The sequence below is a fragment of the Paraburkholderia terrae genome, assembly GCF_002902925.1.
Lineage (GTDB): Bacteria > Pseudomonadota > Gammaproteobacteria > Burkholderiales > Burkholderiaceae > Paraburkholderia > Paraburkholderia terrae.
The window spans coordinates 1,952,013-1,967,936 of record NZ_CP026111.1 but is presented as its reverse complement, the minus strand read 5'-3'; the positions used below and the strand labels follow the sequence as shown (position 1 = coordinate 1,967,936).

General features: G+C 63.6%; 14 protein-coding genes. 3 read left to right on the top strand and 11 right to left on the bottom strand.

The window, feature by feature from the left end:
* Positions 1 to 54: 54 nt before the first annotated feature.
* The 11 genes from C2L65_RS08745 to C2L65_RS08700 form a co-directional block, all read right to left on the bottom strand.
* Complete coding sequence (locus C2L65_RS08745; protein ID WP_042310199.1) at positions 55 to 1,872, bottom strand: PhoH family protein; 1,818 nt, start codon at positions 1,870 to 1,872, stop codon at positions 55 to 57.
* 98 nt (positions 1,873 to 1,970) lie between these two features.
* Positions 1,971 to 2,102 carry a hypothetical protein gene (locus tag C2L65_RS47040; RefSeq protein WP_255221895.1) on the bottom strand — a complete coding sequence of 44 codons (132 nt, stop codon included), beginning with the start codon at positions 2,100 to 2,102 and terminating at the stop codon, positions 1,971 to 1,973.
* 135 nt (positions 2,103 to 2,237) lie between these two features.
* Positions 2,238 to 2,699 (bottom strand): peroxiredoxin, encoded by a 462-nt coding sequence (locus C2L65_RS08740; RefSeq protein WP_007586546.1) that lies wholly within the window; start codon positions 2,697 to 2,699, stop codon positions 2,238 to 2,240.
* Positions 2,700 to 2,870: 171 nt separating this feature from the next.
* Positions 2,871 to 3,767 (bottom strand): polysaccharide deacetylase family protein, encoded by an 897-nt coding sequence (locus C2L65_RS08735; protein ID WP_042310201.1) that lies wholly within the window; start codon positions 3,765 to 3,767, stop codon positions 2,871 to 2,873.
* 12 nt (positions 3,768 to 3,779) lie between these two features.
* Positions 3,780 to 4,826 carry a bifunctional UDP-4-keto-pentose/UDP-xylose synthase gene (locus tag C2L65_RS08730; RefSeq protein WP_052426929.1) on the bottom strand — a complete coding sequence of 349 codons (1,047 nt, stop codon included), beginning with the start codon at positions 4,824 to 4,826 and terminating at the stop codon, positions 3,780 to 3,782.
* Positions 4,823 to 5,758: a formyltransferase gene (locus tag C2L65_RS08725; RefSeq protein WP_042310203.1), complete on the bottom strand. Its 936-nt coding sequence runs from the start codon at positions 5,756 to 5,758 to the stop codon at positions 4,823 to 4,825. Before C2L65_RS08725 ends, C2L65_RS08730 begins: the two co-directional genes overlap by 4 nt.
* The gene (locus C2L65_RS08720; protein WP_042310205.1) at positions 5,755 to 6,804 is read right to left on the bottom strand and encodes a glycosyltransferase; all 1,050 of its coding nucleotides are present in this window, start codon (positions 6,802 to 6,804) and stop codon (positions 5,755 to 5,757) included. The genes C2L65_RS08725 and C2L65_RS08720 overlap by 4 nt, the downstream gene beginning before the upstream one ends.
* A gap of 42 nt (positions 6,805 to 6,846) precedes the next feature.
* Positions 6,847 to 7,998 (bottom strand): DegT/DnrJ/EryC1/StrS family aminotransferase, encoded by a 1,152-nt coding sequence (locus C2L65_RS08715; protein WP_042310207.1) that lies wholly within the window; start codon positions 7,996 to 7,998, stop codon positions 6,847 to 6,849.
* Positions 7,999 to 8,242: 244 nt separating this feature from the next.
* Entirely contained in the window at positions 8,243 to 8,614 is a 372-nt protein-coding gene (locus C2L65_RS08710; protein WP_007586539.1) for an SMR family transporter, read from the bottom strand.
* A 28-nt stretch (positions 8,615 to 8,642) separates the two neighbouring features.
* A complete protein-coding gene (locus C2L65_RS08705; RefSeq protein WP_042310222.1) occupies positions 8,643 to 10,475 on the bottom strand; it encodes a glycosyltransferase family 39 protein in 1,833 nt (610 codons plus the stop codon).
* A gap of 379 nt (positions 10,476 to 10,854) precedes the next feature.
* Positions 10,855 to 11,229: an Mth938-like domain-containing protein gene (locus C2L65_RS08700; protein WP_042310209.1), complete on the bottom strand. Its 375-nt coding sequence runs from the start codon at positions 11,227 to 11,229 to the stop codon at positions 10,855 to 10,857.
* A 570-nt stretch (positions 11,230 to 11,799) separates the two neighbouring features.
* On the opposite strand from C2L65_RS08700, the gene C2L65_RS08695 reads away from it, so the two are divergent.
* The 3 genes from C2L65_RS08695 to thrC are packed head-to-tail and all read left to right on the top strand — an operon-like array spanning position 11,800 to position 15,916.
* Positions 11,800 to 13,047: a pyridoxal phosphate-dependent aminotransferase gene (locus C2L65_RS08695; protein ID WP_035539403.1), complete on the top strand. Its 1,248-nt coding sequence runs from the start codon at positions 11,800 to 11,802 to the stop codon at positions 13,045 to 13,047.
* A gap of 58 nt (positions 13,048 to 13,105) precedes the next feature.
* On the top strand, positions 13,106 to 14,437 hold the full coding sequence (locus C2L65_RS08690) for a homoserine dehydrogenase (protein WP_042310213.1): 1,332 nt from the start codon (positions 13,106 to 13,108) through the stop codon (positions 14,435 to 14,437).
* Positions 14,438 to 14,467: 30 nt separating this feature from the next.
* On the top strand, positions 14,468 to 15,916 hold the full coding sequence (gene thrC / locus C2L65_RS08685) for a threonine synthase (RefSeq protein WP_042310214.1): 1,449 nt from the start codon (positions 14,468 to 14,470) through the stop codon (positions 15,914 to 15,916).
* Positions 15,917 to 15,924: the final 8 nt, after the last annotated feature.

Sequence of the window (15,924 nt, the reverse complement as noted above, 5' to 3'; positions counted from 1 at the left end):
AAGCCGCTTCCGGCGCGAACCGGAAGCGGCTTCTGAACCAGCAAACAAAGCGCGTTAGAGAATATCCGACGCGTAATCGGCCAGCCGCGAGCGCTCGCCGCGCGCCAGCGTCACATGCCCGCTGTGCGCCCAGCCCTTGAAGCGATCGACGACATACGTGAGGCCCGAGCTGCCTTCCGTCAGATACGGCGTATCGATCTGCGCGATGTTGCCAAGACAGATGATCTTCGTACCCGGACCGGCGCGCGTGACGAGCGTCTTCATCTGCTTCGGCGTGAGGTTTTGCGCCTCGTCGATGATCAGATACTTGTCGACGAACGTCCGGCCGCGCATGAAGTTCATGCTCTTGATCTTCAGGCGCGAGCGGATCAGTTCCTGGGTCGCCGCGCGGCCCCATTCGCCCGCTGCGTCATCCGTTTTCTGCAGCACTTCGAGGTTGTCGTCGAATGCACCCATCCACGGCTGCATCTTTTCCTCTTCCGTACCTGGCAGAAAACCGATGTCTTCACCGACAGGAACCGTCGCGCGCGTCACGATGATCTCGTTGTAGCGCTTGTCGTCGAGCACCTGTGCGAGGCCCGCCGCCAGCGCGACGAGCGTCTTGCCGGTACCCGCCTGACCGAGCAGCGTGACGAAGTCGATCTCGGGATTCATGAGCAGGTTCAGCGCGAAGTTCTGCTCGCGGTTGCGCGCCGTGATGCCCCACACGTTGTTCTTGTGGTGGCCGTAGTCGCGCAGGGTCTGCAACAGCGCCGTCTTGCCGTTCAGCTCGCGCACGATCGCGTGGAACGCCGGCTCGCCGTTCTGCGGCTCCAGATAGACGAACTCGTTGACCAGCATCGACGCGCACTGCGGGCCCGTCACGCGGTAGTACGTGGTGCCCGTCTTGGTGTCCTGCCAGCTCTCCATGTCCTTCGCGTGCTTCGTCCAGAAGTCGGGCGCCAGCTGACGGATGCCGGAGTAGAGCAGATCCTTGTCTTCGAGAACCTGGTCGTTGAAGTAGTCTTCGGCGGGCAGGCCGAGCGCGTGCGCCTTGATGCGCATGTTGATGTCTTTCGACACCAGCACGACCTGGCGGTCCTCGCGGTCGCGCTGCAGCGCGCGCACGACGCCGAGAATCTGGTTGTCCGCCTTGCCTTGCGGCAGGCCTTCGACGGGCTCGATATGCGTGAGCTTCGTCTGGAAGTAGAGGCGTCCCAGCGCTTCCCGGCTGCCCAGACGCGCGAGCGAAATGCCTTCCGACATGTCACCCGCATTCGCGACGAGCGAATCCAGCGTGCGGCTCACCTGACGTGCGTTGCGCGCGACTTCCGACATCCCCTTCTTGTGGTTGTCGAGTTCTTCCAACGTCATCATGGGCAGATAGACGTCGTGTTCCTCGAAGCGGAAGAGGCAGGTCGGATCGTGCATCAGCACGTTGGTGTCGAGCACGAACAGCTTGCGAACCTCCACCTGCGCACCCTTGGTCGCGCCTTTCTTCGTGCCGGTGCGGGTCGGCTTGGCGCTTGCTGCGGCGGGCGCTTCCGCTTCGGCAGAACCCTTGCCACGCGCGACGACAGGCGCTGCCGTCGCGGGGGCGACAGCGGGCGCGGCGGGGACGGGCTGCAGCAAGGCGGCCGTCTGCTTCGACTTGCGACTGCGGGACGGTGTGGCTTCGGCAACGGGCTCGGCGGCGCTGTGAACGGGGCGCAGCGTGGTGGCCGCGTTGGCGGCGTGCGTCATCGGTGCGGCGACGTTGGCGCGGCCATATTCGGCCGATGCGGCTTGCTCCCCTTCATACGCCTGTTTTCGACCAGGCTTTGCAGGCTTCGCCGTGTATTCATCAGGCGGCAACAGATTGCCGAGCTTGCTGGGTGGGGTAGGCAAAGGCATGGTTTCCCTCGAGTAAAGCGGGTCACAATTCTTCGCCGCCTGCCGCAAACTGTCGTGCGTCGTGCGCCCGCAATTTGCGTCCGGTGGCGCGTGTCGGATTAGTAATGCCGGTTCGCCTGGTCTTCGATCGGCTCCTTGACGAAAGTGCGCTGCGAACGACGCAAACTGCTGCGCGCAATTAAAAAAGCCGCCGCCCCGGCAGACGGGGCAAGCGGCTCAACTTCGGTCATCGCATTGCGCCTCATGGATCGCCTCATGGCCGGGGTCACTGCCTTACTGCCAGCGGCGACGACGACGCGATCTGCAGCGCAACTGCGGAAAAAAGTATGTGAACAGGCACTCATTGCGGCCCAATATAACGCGCCTCAAAGCGCTTGTACAGCCTCCAGAATCTCGTCGACGTGACCTGGCACTTTCACGCCGCGCCATTCGCGGCGCAGCACGCCTTCAGCATCGATGACGAATGTGGAGCGCTCGATTCCCCGTACTTCTTTGCCATACATTTTCTTCAATTTCATGACGCCGAAGAGCGTGCACAGCGTTTCGTCCGGATCCGATACCAAGGTAAACGGCAGTTCCAGCTTGGCCTTGAAGTTATCGTGCGAACGCACGCTGTCGCGCGACACACCGATGATCTCCGCGCCCGCCTTCTTGAACTTCGGATACAGGTCGCGGAACTGCAGTCCTTCCGTCGTGCAACCGGGCGTGTTGTCCTTCGGGTAGAAATACACGACCACTTTTTTGCCGCGCAGGCTGGACAGCGTGAAGTCGCCGCCCGTAGCCGGGGCGGTGAAATCGGGAACGGCTTGATCGACTGCGATGGGCACGAGGTCCTCCGGTTTGTTATCGGTTGTTATCGGTGTCGGCGGCGGCGTGGGCCGCGCCTGAGCGCCTTCTTTCGGGGTTGCTGGGTGTTCTTCGGGACGTGTCGCGCGTTCGGCAATGAGGTCTTTGACATTGGGCGAACGCGTGTCGAATGATGCCCGGCCGCCGTGCGGCTAGTCGGGCTGAACGATCAGTTCGCCGGAACGGCCCGGAATCTCGCCCCACGTCACAGGGTACGACGGCAGTGTGTCACGGTCTAGCGTGGCGTGATAATCGCCCATCGTGGCAAACGTGTGGCCCTGAGCGCGCCAGCCGGCAAGCAGTTGCTCGAACACGGGCGCAAGCTTCTGGCCCTCGAGCTCCGCGTGCAGCGTGAACACCTGATCGTGCGGATTGTTTTCCGTGCGCTTGAGCATCCATGCAGCGACGTTGTCCGTGTCGATGCCGTCGATGCCCAGCACTTCGTCGAGCGTAGGCAGCGTGGTCGGCATCTGCACATGCGTCAGCGTGCGGCCGCCGACCACGGGGAAGTACGGCGTATGCCCGCGTCCATCGGACGCGTACTGCATGCCCCACGCGTCGATCTGCTCGAACGCATGGCCGTTCATCTGCCAGCCGGCCGCGCCGTGCGTGACGGGCGGCATGCCGAAGATCTCGCCAAAGCGGTCGTGGCTCTTCTGCATCTGCGCGACGGTCCAGTCGCGCGGACGCGAACGCACGTTGTCCTGCCAGTACACGTGATCCCACGTGTGAATGCCGCATTCGAAGCCGGCTTCGTGGATCGCGCGCATTTCGGAGCGGGCGCGCGCGCCGATGTCGGGGCCGGGCAGCAGCACGCCGTACATCAGCTGCTTCACGCCGTAATGCTCGACCACCGACGTGCGCGACACCTTCTTCAGAAAGCCTGGCCGCAGCACGCGCCGCATCGCCCAACCGGTGTGGTCCGGGCCAAGGCTGAACAGGAACGTGGCGCGCGCCTTGTAGCGGTCGAAGATACGCGCGAGATTCGGCACGCCTTCACGCGTGCCGCGCAGCGTATCGACATCGATCTTCAGGACGATCAGAGCCAAGCGCGGCAGCCCTTACTGTTGTTCGACGAGGGCGCGTGCTTCGGCGACATGGCCGCGGTACGCTTCGAAAATCTTGCGCAGCGCTTCGTCGAAGGTCGAATGCGGCGCCCAGGAGAGTTCCTGCATCGTGTTGTCGATCTTCGGCACGCGGTTCTGCACGTCCTGATAGCCCGCGCCGTAATACGCACCCGACGACGTCTCGACCAGTTGCACCTTCTTCGCCGTTTCCGCGTACTCGGGGAATTCGGCGGCGAGCGCCAGCATCTTGTGCGCGAGCTCGCGCACCGAGAAGTTGTTGGTCGGGTTGCCGATGTTATAGATCTTGCCCGTCGCGACGCCGTCCTTGTTATCGATGATCTTCATCAGCGCGCTGATGCCGTCGTCGATATCCGTGAACGCGCGCTTCTGCGCGCCGCCGTCGACGAGGCTGATGTTCTCGCCGCGCACGATATGACCGAGGAACTGCGTGACCACGCGCGACGAACCTTCCTTCGGCGTGTAGATCGAGTCGAGGCCCGGGCCGATCCAGTTGAACGGACGGAACAGCGTGAAGTTCAGGCCTTCCATGCCGTAACCCCAGATCACGCGGTCCATCAGCTGCTTCGAACACGCGTAGATCCAGCGCGGCTTGTTGATCGGGCCGTAGGTGAGGGCGGATTCGTCCGGGTCGAATTGTTCGTCGGAGCACATGCCATAGACTTCCGACGTCGACGGGAAGACGAGATGCTTGCCGTACTTCACGGCCGAACGGACGATGGGCAGGTTCGCCTCGAAGTCCAGTTCGAACACGCGCAGCGGCTGCTTCACGTACGTAGCGGGCGTAGCGATCGCGACCAGCGGCAGGATCACGTCGCACTTCTTCACGTGATACTCGACCCACTCCTTGTTGATCGTGATGTCACCCTCGAAGAAATGCATGCGCTCGTGGTTGACGAGATCGCCGAGGCGTTCGGTCTGCATGTCCATGCCGAACACTTCCCAATCGGTCGTTTCGAGAATGCGCTTGGACAGGTGATGGCCGATGAAGCCGTTCACACCCAGAATCAGGACTTTTTTCATGTGTTACGGGAAGATTGAGTGAGCTGGGTGAATTCGGCGGGGGTGACGACGCGTTCGTTGCCGTCGCGCAGATGCCGCAATTCGTGGATCACGATAATGCGGCCGTCGCCGCATGTCGCAAAAAAGCCATTATCGCCTACGTGGATGCCGGGCGGCAAATCCCCGCCTGGCGCGCCGGGCGGTGCAAGCCGCGCCCGTGCGACGACGAAACGTTCTTCGTCGATTTCCGTAAACGCTCCCGGATACGGCGGCGCAACGGCGCGAATCAGGTTGTAGACCTGCTGGCCGCTCTGGCTGAAGTCGATGCGCCCGTCTTCCGGCTTGCGTCCGCCGAAGTAGCTGCCGTGCGCGAGATCGTTCGGCAGATGCGGCGCCTCGCCCTTGAGCAGCGCGGGCAGCGCGCGCCACAGCGTCTGCTCGGCGGCTACGGTGACCTTGTCGAACACCTGCGCGGCAGTGTCGTCGGGCAGGATGGGCACGGGCGTCTGCGCAATGATCGCGCCGGCATCCGGTTTCGCGGCCATCTCGTGCAGTGTCGCGCCCGTCTCGGTTTCGCCGTTCAGCACGGCCCAGTTGGTCGGCACGCGGCCGCGATACTTCGGCAGCAGCGAGCCGTGCATGTTGTACGCGCCGCGCGGCGCTACAGCCAGCAGATCGACAGGCAACATGTGCCGGTAATAGAACGAGAAGATGAAGTCCGGCCGCGCCTCGACGACGCGCGCGCGCAATTCAGGGCTCTTCGGATCGGCGGGCGTGGCGACGGGAATGCCGTGCTCGGCTGCCACCGACGCGACGCTGCCGAACCAGATGTTTTCCGTGGGACTGTCTTCGTGCGTGACGACGAGCGCGACGTCGACGCCGCGCGCGAGCAGCACCTGCAGACAGCGCACGCCGACGTTGTGATACGCGAAAACGACGGCGCGCGGCTTCATCGGATGAGCCCCTGGTCATCGCCCGTGACGGGCGCGGGCTGCACGCCCGGGATGACCGACTGGCGCGGCTGCGCGGCAACCGGCTCGCCGTTGCGTTGTTCGAGGATGGTCTGCACCAGGTAGCGCGGCCGCGCGCGCACCTGCTGATAGATGCGGCCGATATATTCGCCAAGCAACCCGAGCGCGAAGATGATCACGCCGAGCATGAAGAACGTGATGGCGAACAGCGTGAACACGCCTTGCACTTCCGCGCCGATGATGAAGCGGCGAATCAGCAGCAGCACGAACAGGGCCGCCGAGCCCATCGAAAGAATCACGCCGATGAACGACAGCCATTGCAGCGGCACGACCGAAAAGCCCGTCACGAGGTCGAAGTTCAGGCGGATCAGGCTGTACAGCGAATACTTCGACTCGCCCGCGAAGCGCTCTTCGTGCGCGACGTCGATCTCGACGGGGTTTTGCGCGAAGGTGTAGGCGAGCGCGGGGATGAACGTGTTGATTTCGCCGCAGCGGTTGATCGTGTCGACGATATGGCGGCTGTACGCGCGCAGCATGCAGCCCTGGTCGGTCATCTTGATGCGCGTGATGCGCTCGCGCAGCCGGTTCATCACGAGCGACGCCTTGCGTCGCCACAGGCTGTCCTGGCGCTGCATGCGGATCGTGCCGACGTAATCGAAGCCTTCGCGCATCTTCGCGCACAGCTTGCCGATTTCTTCAGGCGGATTCTGCAGGTCGGCGTCGAGCGTGACGACGATCTGGCCGCGCGACTGCTCGAAGCCCGCGAGAATCGCCATGTGCTGCCCGTAGTTGCCGTTCAGCAGGATCACGCGCGTGGTGTCGGGACGGGCGCGGAACTGCTCGGCGAGCAGCGCCGGCGACCGGTCGCGGCTGCCGTCGTTGATGAAGATCACCTCGTAGCCCGTGCCGAGCGCGTCGAGGGCCGGGTACAGGCGCGAGAACAGCTCGCCGAGCCCCGCTTCCTCGTTGTACACGGGGATGATGACCGAGAGTTCGGGAGCGACCGGGCGTGGGTCCGTTTGATTCATTTCCGCTGGGTTTCCGCTTGGTTGACCGCTTGATTGACCAGATTATCGGCCGTATTGTTCGCAAATCTCGTTGACCGCGCGACACACGCGCGCGACGTCGCCTTCATTCATCTGCGTGAAGAGCGGCAGCGTGAGCGTGGTCGCGCCATAGTGCTCCGCATGCGGATACATGCCCTCCTTGTAGCCCATCGCGCGGTACAGCGAAAACAGGTGGATAGCCGGGTAGTGCGTGCCCGTGCCGATGCCGCGTTCCTTCATCTGCTCCATGAACCCTGCGCGGCTGAGCGACAGGCGCCCGAGCGGCAGCGTCACGAGGAACATGTGCCAGTTGCTGTTTTCGAAGTCCGCGAGCGGCAGGCCCATGCCGAGCTTCACGGCTGCGCCGCCTTCGAAACCATCGAAGTACGCGTGCGCGAGCTTCCTGCGCTGCGCGTTGAAGCGCTCGATATGCTGCAGCTGGCCGAGGCCGACGCGCGCCGCGACGTCCGTCAGGTTGTACTTGCCACCCAGCAATTCGCAATCCATGCCGTCGAAACCCGTGCGCACGATGCCCTGCAGCCGGTATTTCTGCGCGAGGACGGCTTCTTCCTCGTTGTTCAGCACGAGCGCGCCGCCTTCGATCGAGGTCAGGTTCTTGTTGGCGTGGAAGCTGAACGACACGATGTCGCCGAGCTTGCCGATACGCTCGCCGTTCCACGTCGAGCCGAACGCCTGCGCGGCGTCTTCGATCACGCGCAGCTTGTGCGCGCGGGCGATTGCGTAGAGGCGGTCCATGTCGACGGGCAGGCCCGACAGGAACACGGGAATGATCGCCTTGGTGCGCGGCGTGATCGCCTTTTCCATCAGATCCAGATCGATGTTGCGCGTGGCCGGGTCGATATCGACGAACACGGGTGTCGCGCCCACTTCGAGGATCACGTTGCTGGTCGATACCCACGACGCCGGCGTCGTGATGACTTCGTCGCCGGCACCGACGCCCGCGATGCGCAGACCGATTTCCAGCGTCGCCGTACCCGAGTTGAACGTACGCACCGGGCGGCCGCCGCAGTATTCCGACAATGCCTTTTCGAACGCCTGGTTCTGCGGGCCCGTCGTGATCCAGCCGGAGCGGAGCACGTCGACAACACCGCGGATCGTTTCTTCATCGATCTCGGGACGGACGAACGGCAAAAACGGAACGGATGACTGGGTCATGGATGGTTTTGCTCGATATTTAAAAGGGTCACTGGCTGCTTTTCTTAACGAAGCCCGGCATTTAGCTTTCATTAAGCTTAATTTGCCGCGGCTGCGCTGATCAGTGCCGGAATGCGGCGGCGATAATGTGCGAGTTCCGCTCCAATGTCCAGCGCTCGAAACAATTTGGAATACGTTAGCAGACGCCGGCGTGCTTGCCAGGGGCGTTTCTTCTATGTCCGGACCGCGCCGGCAGGCCGTGCCGTCAGCTACGCGCGACGAGCACCACGCCGACCAGGATTACGCCAATGCCGATCAGGCGTTGCGCCGACAACACCTCGCCGAACAGATACCACGCGGCGAACGCGTTCACAACATAGCCGAGCGACAGCATCGGATAGGCAATCGACACGTCCACACGCGACAGCCCGACGATCCACACGACCACGCTCAGCACATAGCAGGCGAGGCCGCCGACGATGGGCGGCTGCGTCGCGATACGCCAACCGATCGGAATGATGTTGGCCATCGTGAAGTCGAAATGGCCGACGGCATTCGTGCCGGCCTTCAGAAGCAGTTGGGCCGTCGCGTTCAGCGCGACGCCAGCGAGGATGCAGAAAAGCGAAATCGGGTTCATCGAAGGATAGTTCGAGTGAGGGAGGAGGTCATTGCTGCGGCTGTGGCGCTGAAGCCGCGGCCGGCGCGGCGCCTTGCGAAGCGGCGCCTGCTTCAGCGGGAAGCGGCTTTTCGACGATCACGCGGCGCGAATCGCGCGCGACGACGGTCATCGGCAGGTGCTGTTCGCTGAATTCCTTGTATCGGTCCGGCGACATCAGCGCCAACGCGTAGCGGTCGGCCTTCCAGCGCTCGACCCATTGCGGGACCGTCGGCACCCATTTTTGCGGTTCAACCGACACGCCGAACGCCAGTTCGTCCGCATGCTCGACCATGATCATCGTGTGGTCGATGTAGAAAGGCAGCGTGTGATCGAGCACGCCGACCGAGTAGAACGGCGTGTCGGCGGGCAGCTTTGCGAGCGCCGCCTTGACGTCGGGCGCCAGCGGCGCGCCCGACGACAGCCGGCCGAACGCGTCGTGGCCCGTGCCGGCGATCGTCGCGAGCAGCACCCAGCCGATGCCGAACGCCGTCGCGGCACCGACGATGCCCGTCGATGTTGCGTTCGCGCTTGCGGTGCCCTGCGTGGGGTTCATGGCGCCAGCGGGCAGACCGTTCTGCGCGCCGCTCGAGGCGCCGCGCCTGCGCCGGTTGATCCAGATCGCGACGAGCGTCAACACGAACCCGATCGCGAGCGCCGCGAACACCCATGTGCGGAATTCCAGGTACAGCGCATTCGGATTGCGCCGGTCGCCAAGACGCCCGAGAAACACGGCGCCGAAGCCGCCCGCCACGAGGAACAGCGCGTAGCCCGTCAGGTGCCGGTGAAACTGCTCGCGCGTGACGAGGGGCAGATACATGCCGATCACGAGCGCGATCGCGGGCGCGATGGGCAGCGTGTACGACAGCAGCTTCGAATGCGACGCGCTGAAGAACACGAAGATGAACGCGGTCCACACGAACAGCAGCGTGACGGGCGCGAAGCCGTTTGCCTGGCGCGGCATGCGCAGCGCATGCCGCGCGCTCTGAAAAGTGACCGAGAGCCACGGCAGGAAGCCCACCAGCATCACGGGCACGAAGTACCAGAGCGGGCCGGGGCGATTCTGCTCGGGCGTCAGATAGCGCCTGAACTGCTGGACGACGAAGAAGAAATTGAAGAATTCGGGGTTGCGATCCTGCACCAACACGAACCACGGCGTGACGACCGCGAAAAACACGATCAGCCCGCTCACGAGATACAGACGCTTCCAGAGCGCCCAATCGCGCGCGACCACCGTGTACAGCACGAGCACGGCGCCCGGCAGGATCAGCCCGACGAGGCCCTTGGACAGCACCGCGAGCGCCATCGACGCCCACACGAGCCACATCCACAGCCGCTGCTCGCGCGCGGCGAGCCCCGGGCGCTGCGCGAGCAGCAGCGCGCACAGCGTGACTTCCATCCAGAACGACAGGCCCATGTCGAGCGTGTTGAAATGGCCCATCAGATACCAGTACGGCGCGCTAGCAAGCACGAGCGCGGCGAAGAAGCCCGTCGCGACATTGAACACGCGCGCGCCCGTGTAGCCGATCAGCAGCACGCCCGCGAAGCCCGTCAGCGCGGTGTAGAGGCGCGCCTGCCATTCGCCGATGCCGAACCACGCGAACGACAGCGCGTTCAGCCAGGTTTGCAGCGGCGGCTTCTCGAAGTACTTGTAGCCGTTGTAGCGCGGCGTGATCCAGTCGCCGGTGACGAACATTTCGCGCGCCATTTCCGCGTAGCGGCCTTCGTCGCTCGGCAGCAGATGACGCCAGCCGAGCGGCACGAACCAGATCACGGCGAGCGTAAGCACGAGCAGCAGGACCGTCGTGCGATTGAGCGTCAGCCCGGACGGCTTGTCGTTCATGTGTTTTTCAACCTTTGTCGGCGCCGCTGTCGCGGCTTCTTTCTTATTCCGTTCGGACGGAATCTTTGCTGCGGCGCGTTGGGGCGGCGCGCAGCGCGAATTCCGCTGCCGGCGTGTCGCAGGGCGCGCGCGGGCTGGGCGTGGCGCGGCTGCGCTGCAGCCGATGCTGCGCAGCCCGCCGGCGCGCATTGTCCGTGCGCGGTCCTTAACACAACCTTATGCAGCCTTATGCAACCTGATTGGTGGCGTGTTTCGTGGCCCGCTTTCGCCTGCCATCGCCCGCTTTCGGGCGCCGGGCCGCGCAGTGTACTTGATCCGCAAGACAGCCAATCCAAAAACGCCGCGGCGTTTTCTGGAAGGGCGGGCGCAGACGCAGCGTTCAGCCTTCGATCAGCAGCGCGGCGGCGACCTTGCGGCCTTCCGCCATCAGGATGTTGTAGGTTCGGCAAGCGGCCTTGAAGTCCATCGTCTCGACGCCGATCCGGTGGGCGGCGAGCGCGGCCGTGAGGCGCGGATGCGGAAATCGCAGGCGTTCGCCGCTGCCGAAGATGACGACTTCCGGCGCGGGCTCGATCAGCAGCGCGAAGTGCTCGGGCGAAAGGGCCTCGAACGACGACACAGGCCAGCTGATGACGGGGCTTTCCGGCATCACGATGATGCTGCCCGTATGACGTTCGAGATTGATGTCGACATAGCCGGCGCCGTAGCCCGTGACGGTGTTCAGGGCGCCGCTTGAATCCTGGTGTAATTTCAAACTGGTTTTCCGTGGTCGTCGTTAGACATGCAGTCGCGGTTCGACCGGCATGCGCAAGCTCGGGTTCAATGCCACAGGGACAGTCGAGACTCCGGGCACCCGCGCGAACGGCGGCTTCGGCGCCCCGCGCGCGTGGGCGGGCGCTTGCCGCCGCGTGCTCCAGGCTTGCAGAGCCTTGCGTGGTGCATTGCGGAAGTCGGTCAAAATCCGCTAAATTATAACTTTTTAGCCGCCCGGCGGCTCCCTTCAGGTTCGCGCGCTGCCACAAGCCGCGCCCGCAAGGCTGGCGACCGCGCCCGCCGCAGCCAGTGGGGTGTATCGCGGGGTGCTCCGCGGATGCCCGTGGGCTGCCCGGAAAGCGTCGGCGAAAGGCGCTACCCGAACGTCTGTCCGGCCCCCGACGGCCGCGCGCCGCCCACGTCCCGTATCATGCTTGGTGCCGGTCCGGCCCGCGCCGCGCGGACCGGGACCGCCCGCCGCGCAATCCCGTCTCATCGCTTGCCCGCTGCGTGGGGCGAGTGCTCCATGGTCCCGCTCACCCGGTGGTCCCGCTCATTTACCCAGGACGAAGTGCCCGTCGTGAAACCGATACTTAAATCCAACAAGCTGTTGAACGTCTGCTACGACATTCGCGGGCCCGTTCTCGAGCATGCGAAGCGCCTCGAAGAAGAGGGCCATCGCATCATCAAGCTGAACATCGGCAATCTGGCGCCGTTCGGTTTCGAAGCGCCGGATGAAATCATCCAGGACATGATCCGCAATCTGCCCACGTCGTCGGGCTATTCGGACTCGAAGGGCGTATTCGCCGCGCGCAAGGCGATAATGCATTACGCGCAGCAGAAGGGCGTCGTGGGCGTCGAACTGGACGACATCTACATCGGCAACGGCGCGTCCGAACTGATCGTGATGGCCTTGCAGGCGCTCCTGAACGACGGCGACGAAGTGCTGCTGCCCGCGCCCGACTATCCGCTGTGGACGGCAGGCGTGAGCCTGTCGGGCGGCACGCCCGTACACTACATCTGCGACGAGTCGAACGCATGGATGCCCGACCTCGACGACATCCGCGCGAAGATCACGCCGAACACGAAGGCGCTCGTCGTCATCAACCCGAACAACCCGACGGGCGCGCTGTACTCGGACGAACTGCTGCTCGGCCTGATTGCGATCGCGCGCGAGCACGGCCTCGTGATTTTCGCGGACGAGGTCTACGACAAGATCATCTATGACGGCAAGACGCACACGTCGATGGCGTCGTTGTCCGAAGACGTGCTCACGGTCACCTTCAACAGCCTGTCGAAGAGCTACCGCTCGTGCGGCTACCGCGCGGGCTGGATGTGGGTGTCGGGGCTGACGGGCGAAAACCGCCGCCGCGCGAAAGATTATTTCGAAGGGCTCGGCATTCTGGCGTCGATGCGCCTGTGCCCGAACGTCCCCGGCCAGTATGCGATCCAGACGGCGCTGGGCGGCTATCAGAGCATCAACGAGCTGATCGCACCCGGCGGCCGGCTGTACAAGCAGCGCGAACTCGCGTACGACATGCTGACGGCGATTCCCGGCGTCACCTGCGTGAAGCCCGAGGCGGCCCTGTACATGTTCCCGCGTCTGGACCCGAAGCTGTACCCGATCGAAAACGACCAGCAGTTCATTCTGGATCTGCTGCTGGAGGAGCGCGTGCTGCTGGTGCAGGGCAGCGGCTTCAACTGGAAAACGCCGGATCACTTCCGCGTCGTGTTCCTGCCGAACGTCGACGATCTCGCCGATTCGATCCACCGGATCGCGCGCTTCCTCGACGGCTATCGCAAACGCCACGCGGCCTGAGCGCGGACCCTCCGCGCCCGAACCGATTTACCAATCTCTCACTCGACACACACGCTGCATGGAACCGATCAAAGTTGGACTGCTGGGCTTCGGCACGGTAGGCAGCGGCACCTTCACGGTACTGCGCCGCAACCAGGAAGAAATCAACCGACGCGCGGGCCGCGGCATCGAGATTGCGCGCATTGCCGTGCGCAATCCCGCCAAGGCAACAGCCGCGCTCGGCAGCGAAGCGGGCACGGTCGCGATTACCGACGACTTCGGTTCGGTCGTCGACGATCCCACTATCGACATCGTCGCTGAAATGATCGGCGGCACGGGCATCGCGCGCGAACTCGTGCTGCGCGCGATCAAGAACCGCAAGCATGTCGTGACGGCCAACAAGGCGCTGCTCGCCGTACACGGCACGGAAATTTTCGAAGCGGCGCGCGCCAACGGCGTGATGGTCGCGTTCGAGGCGGCCGTCGCGGGCGGCATCCCGATCATCAAGGCGCTGCGCGAAGGCCTGACGGCCAACCGCATCCAGTACATCGCGGGCATCATCAACGGCACGACGAACTACATTCTGTCGGAGATGCGCGACCGCGGCCTCGACTTCGCGACGGCGCTGAAGGCCGCGCAGGAACTTGGCTACGCGGAAGCCGACCCGACCTTCGACATCGAAGGCGTCGACGCCGCGCACAAGGCGACGATCATGAGCGCAATCGCGTTCGGCGTGCCCGTACAGTTCGACAAGGCCTACGTTGAAGGCATCAGCAAGCTCGCCGCGATCGACATCAAGTATGCGGAAGAACTCGGCTACCGCATCAAGCTGCTGGGTATCGCGCGCCGCGCCGACAACGGCATCGAACTGCGCGTGCATCCCACGCTGATCCCTGCCAAGCGTCTGCTCGCCAACGTGGAAGGCGCGATGAACGCCGTGGTGGTGCATGGCGACGCCGTCGGCACGACGTTGTATTACGGCAAGGGCGCGGGCGCGGAGCCGACGGCTTCCGCCGTGGTCGCCGATCTGGTCGACGTGACGCGCCTGCATACGGCTGACCCGGAGCATCGCGTGCCGCATCTGGCATTCCAGCCGGACCGTCTGTCGAGCACGCCGATTCTGCCCATCGACGAAGTGACGAGCGGCTACTACCTGCGTTTGCGCGTCGCCGACGTGACGGGCGTGCTGGCCGACATCACGCGCATTCTGGCCGACACGGGCATCTCGATCGACGCGCTGCTGCAGAAGGAATCGGAGCAGGTGGACGTATCGAAGAAGGGCGAGACGGACATCATCCTGATTACACACGAGACGGTCGAAAAGAACGTCAACGCGGCGATCGCGAACATCGAGGCGCTGAAGACGGTCGTGTCGAAGGTGACGAAGCTGCGCATGGAAGCGCTGAACTGACGCACCGCACACACGTAAAGAGGCTAGTTCATGAATTACATTTCCACGCGCGGCGCCGGTATCGGCGAGCGCCATACGTTCTCCGACATCCTGCTCGGCGGTCTCGCGAAGGATGGCGGTTTATATTTGCCGAACGAATATCCGAAGGTCTCGGCGGATGAACTCGCGCGCTGGCGCGCGTTGCCGTACGCGGACCTCGCGTTCGAAATCCTGCGCAAATTCAGCGACGACATTCCCGATGAAGACCTGCGCGAGCTCACGCGCCGCACTTACACGGCGCAGGTGTACTGCAACGTGCGCGACGAGGAGAACGCTGCGCAGATCACGCCGCTGAAGACGCTTGGCGTCGAAGGCGGCACGCCCCTGTCGCTGCTCGAACTGTCGAACGGTCCGACGCTCGCGTTCAAGGACATGGCGATGCAACTGCTCGGCAACCTGTTCGAGTACACGCTCGCGAAGCACGGGCAGACGCTGAACATTCTCGGCGCGACCTCGGGCGATACGGGCAGCGCGGCCGAATACGCGATGCGCGGCAAGAAGGGCATTCGCGTGTTTATGCTGTCGCCGCATAAGAAGATGAGCGCGTTCCAGACGGCGCAGATGTATTCGCTGCAAGACCCGAACATCTTCAACATCGCGATCGAGGGTGTATTCGACGATTGCCAGGATATCGTGAAGGCCGTATCGAACGATCACGCGTTCAAGGCGCAGCAGAAGATCGGCACTGTCAATTCGATCAACTGGGCGCGGGTCGTTGCGCAGGTTGTGTATTACTTTAAGGGCTACTTCGCGGCGACCAGGAGCAACGACGAGCGCGTGTCGTTCACGGTGCCGTCGGGTAACTTCGGCAATGTGTGCGCGGGGCATATCGCGCGCATGATGGGTTTGCCCGTTGAAAAGCTCGTGGTCGCGACCAATGAGAACGATGTGCTCGACGAGTTCTTCCGTACGGGGATTTATCGCGTGCGCAAGTCGTCGGAGACGTATCACACCAGCAGCCCGAGCATGGACATTTCGAAGGCTTCGAACTTCGAGCGGTTTGTCTTCGATCTGCTTGGGCGTGATCCGAAGCGTGTGTTGCAGTTGTTCCGCGACGTCGAAGAGAAGGGTGGATTCGATTTGCAGGCGAGCGGTGATTTTGCGCGTGTGCAGGAGTTCGGTTTTGTTTCCGGGCGTAGTAGTCACGACGATCGCGTCGATACGATTCGCGATGTGTTCGAGCAATACGACACGATGATTGATACGCATACTGCGGATGGCGTGAAGGTTGCGCGTGAGCATCTGCAGGCAGGCATTCCGATGATCGTGCTGGAGACGGCGCAGCCGATCAAGTTCGGCGAGACGATTCGCGAAGCGCTCGAGCGGGAGCCGGAGCGGCCGGCGGCCTTCAGTGGGATCGAGGATTTGCCGCAGCGGTTTGAAGTGTTGGGGAATGACGCGGAGCGGGTGAAGGAGTTTGTAGCGGAGCGGACCCGGTAAGGGTTGGG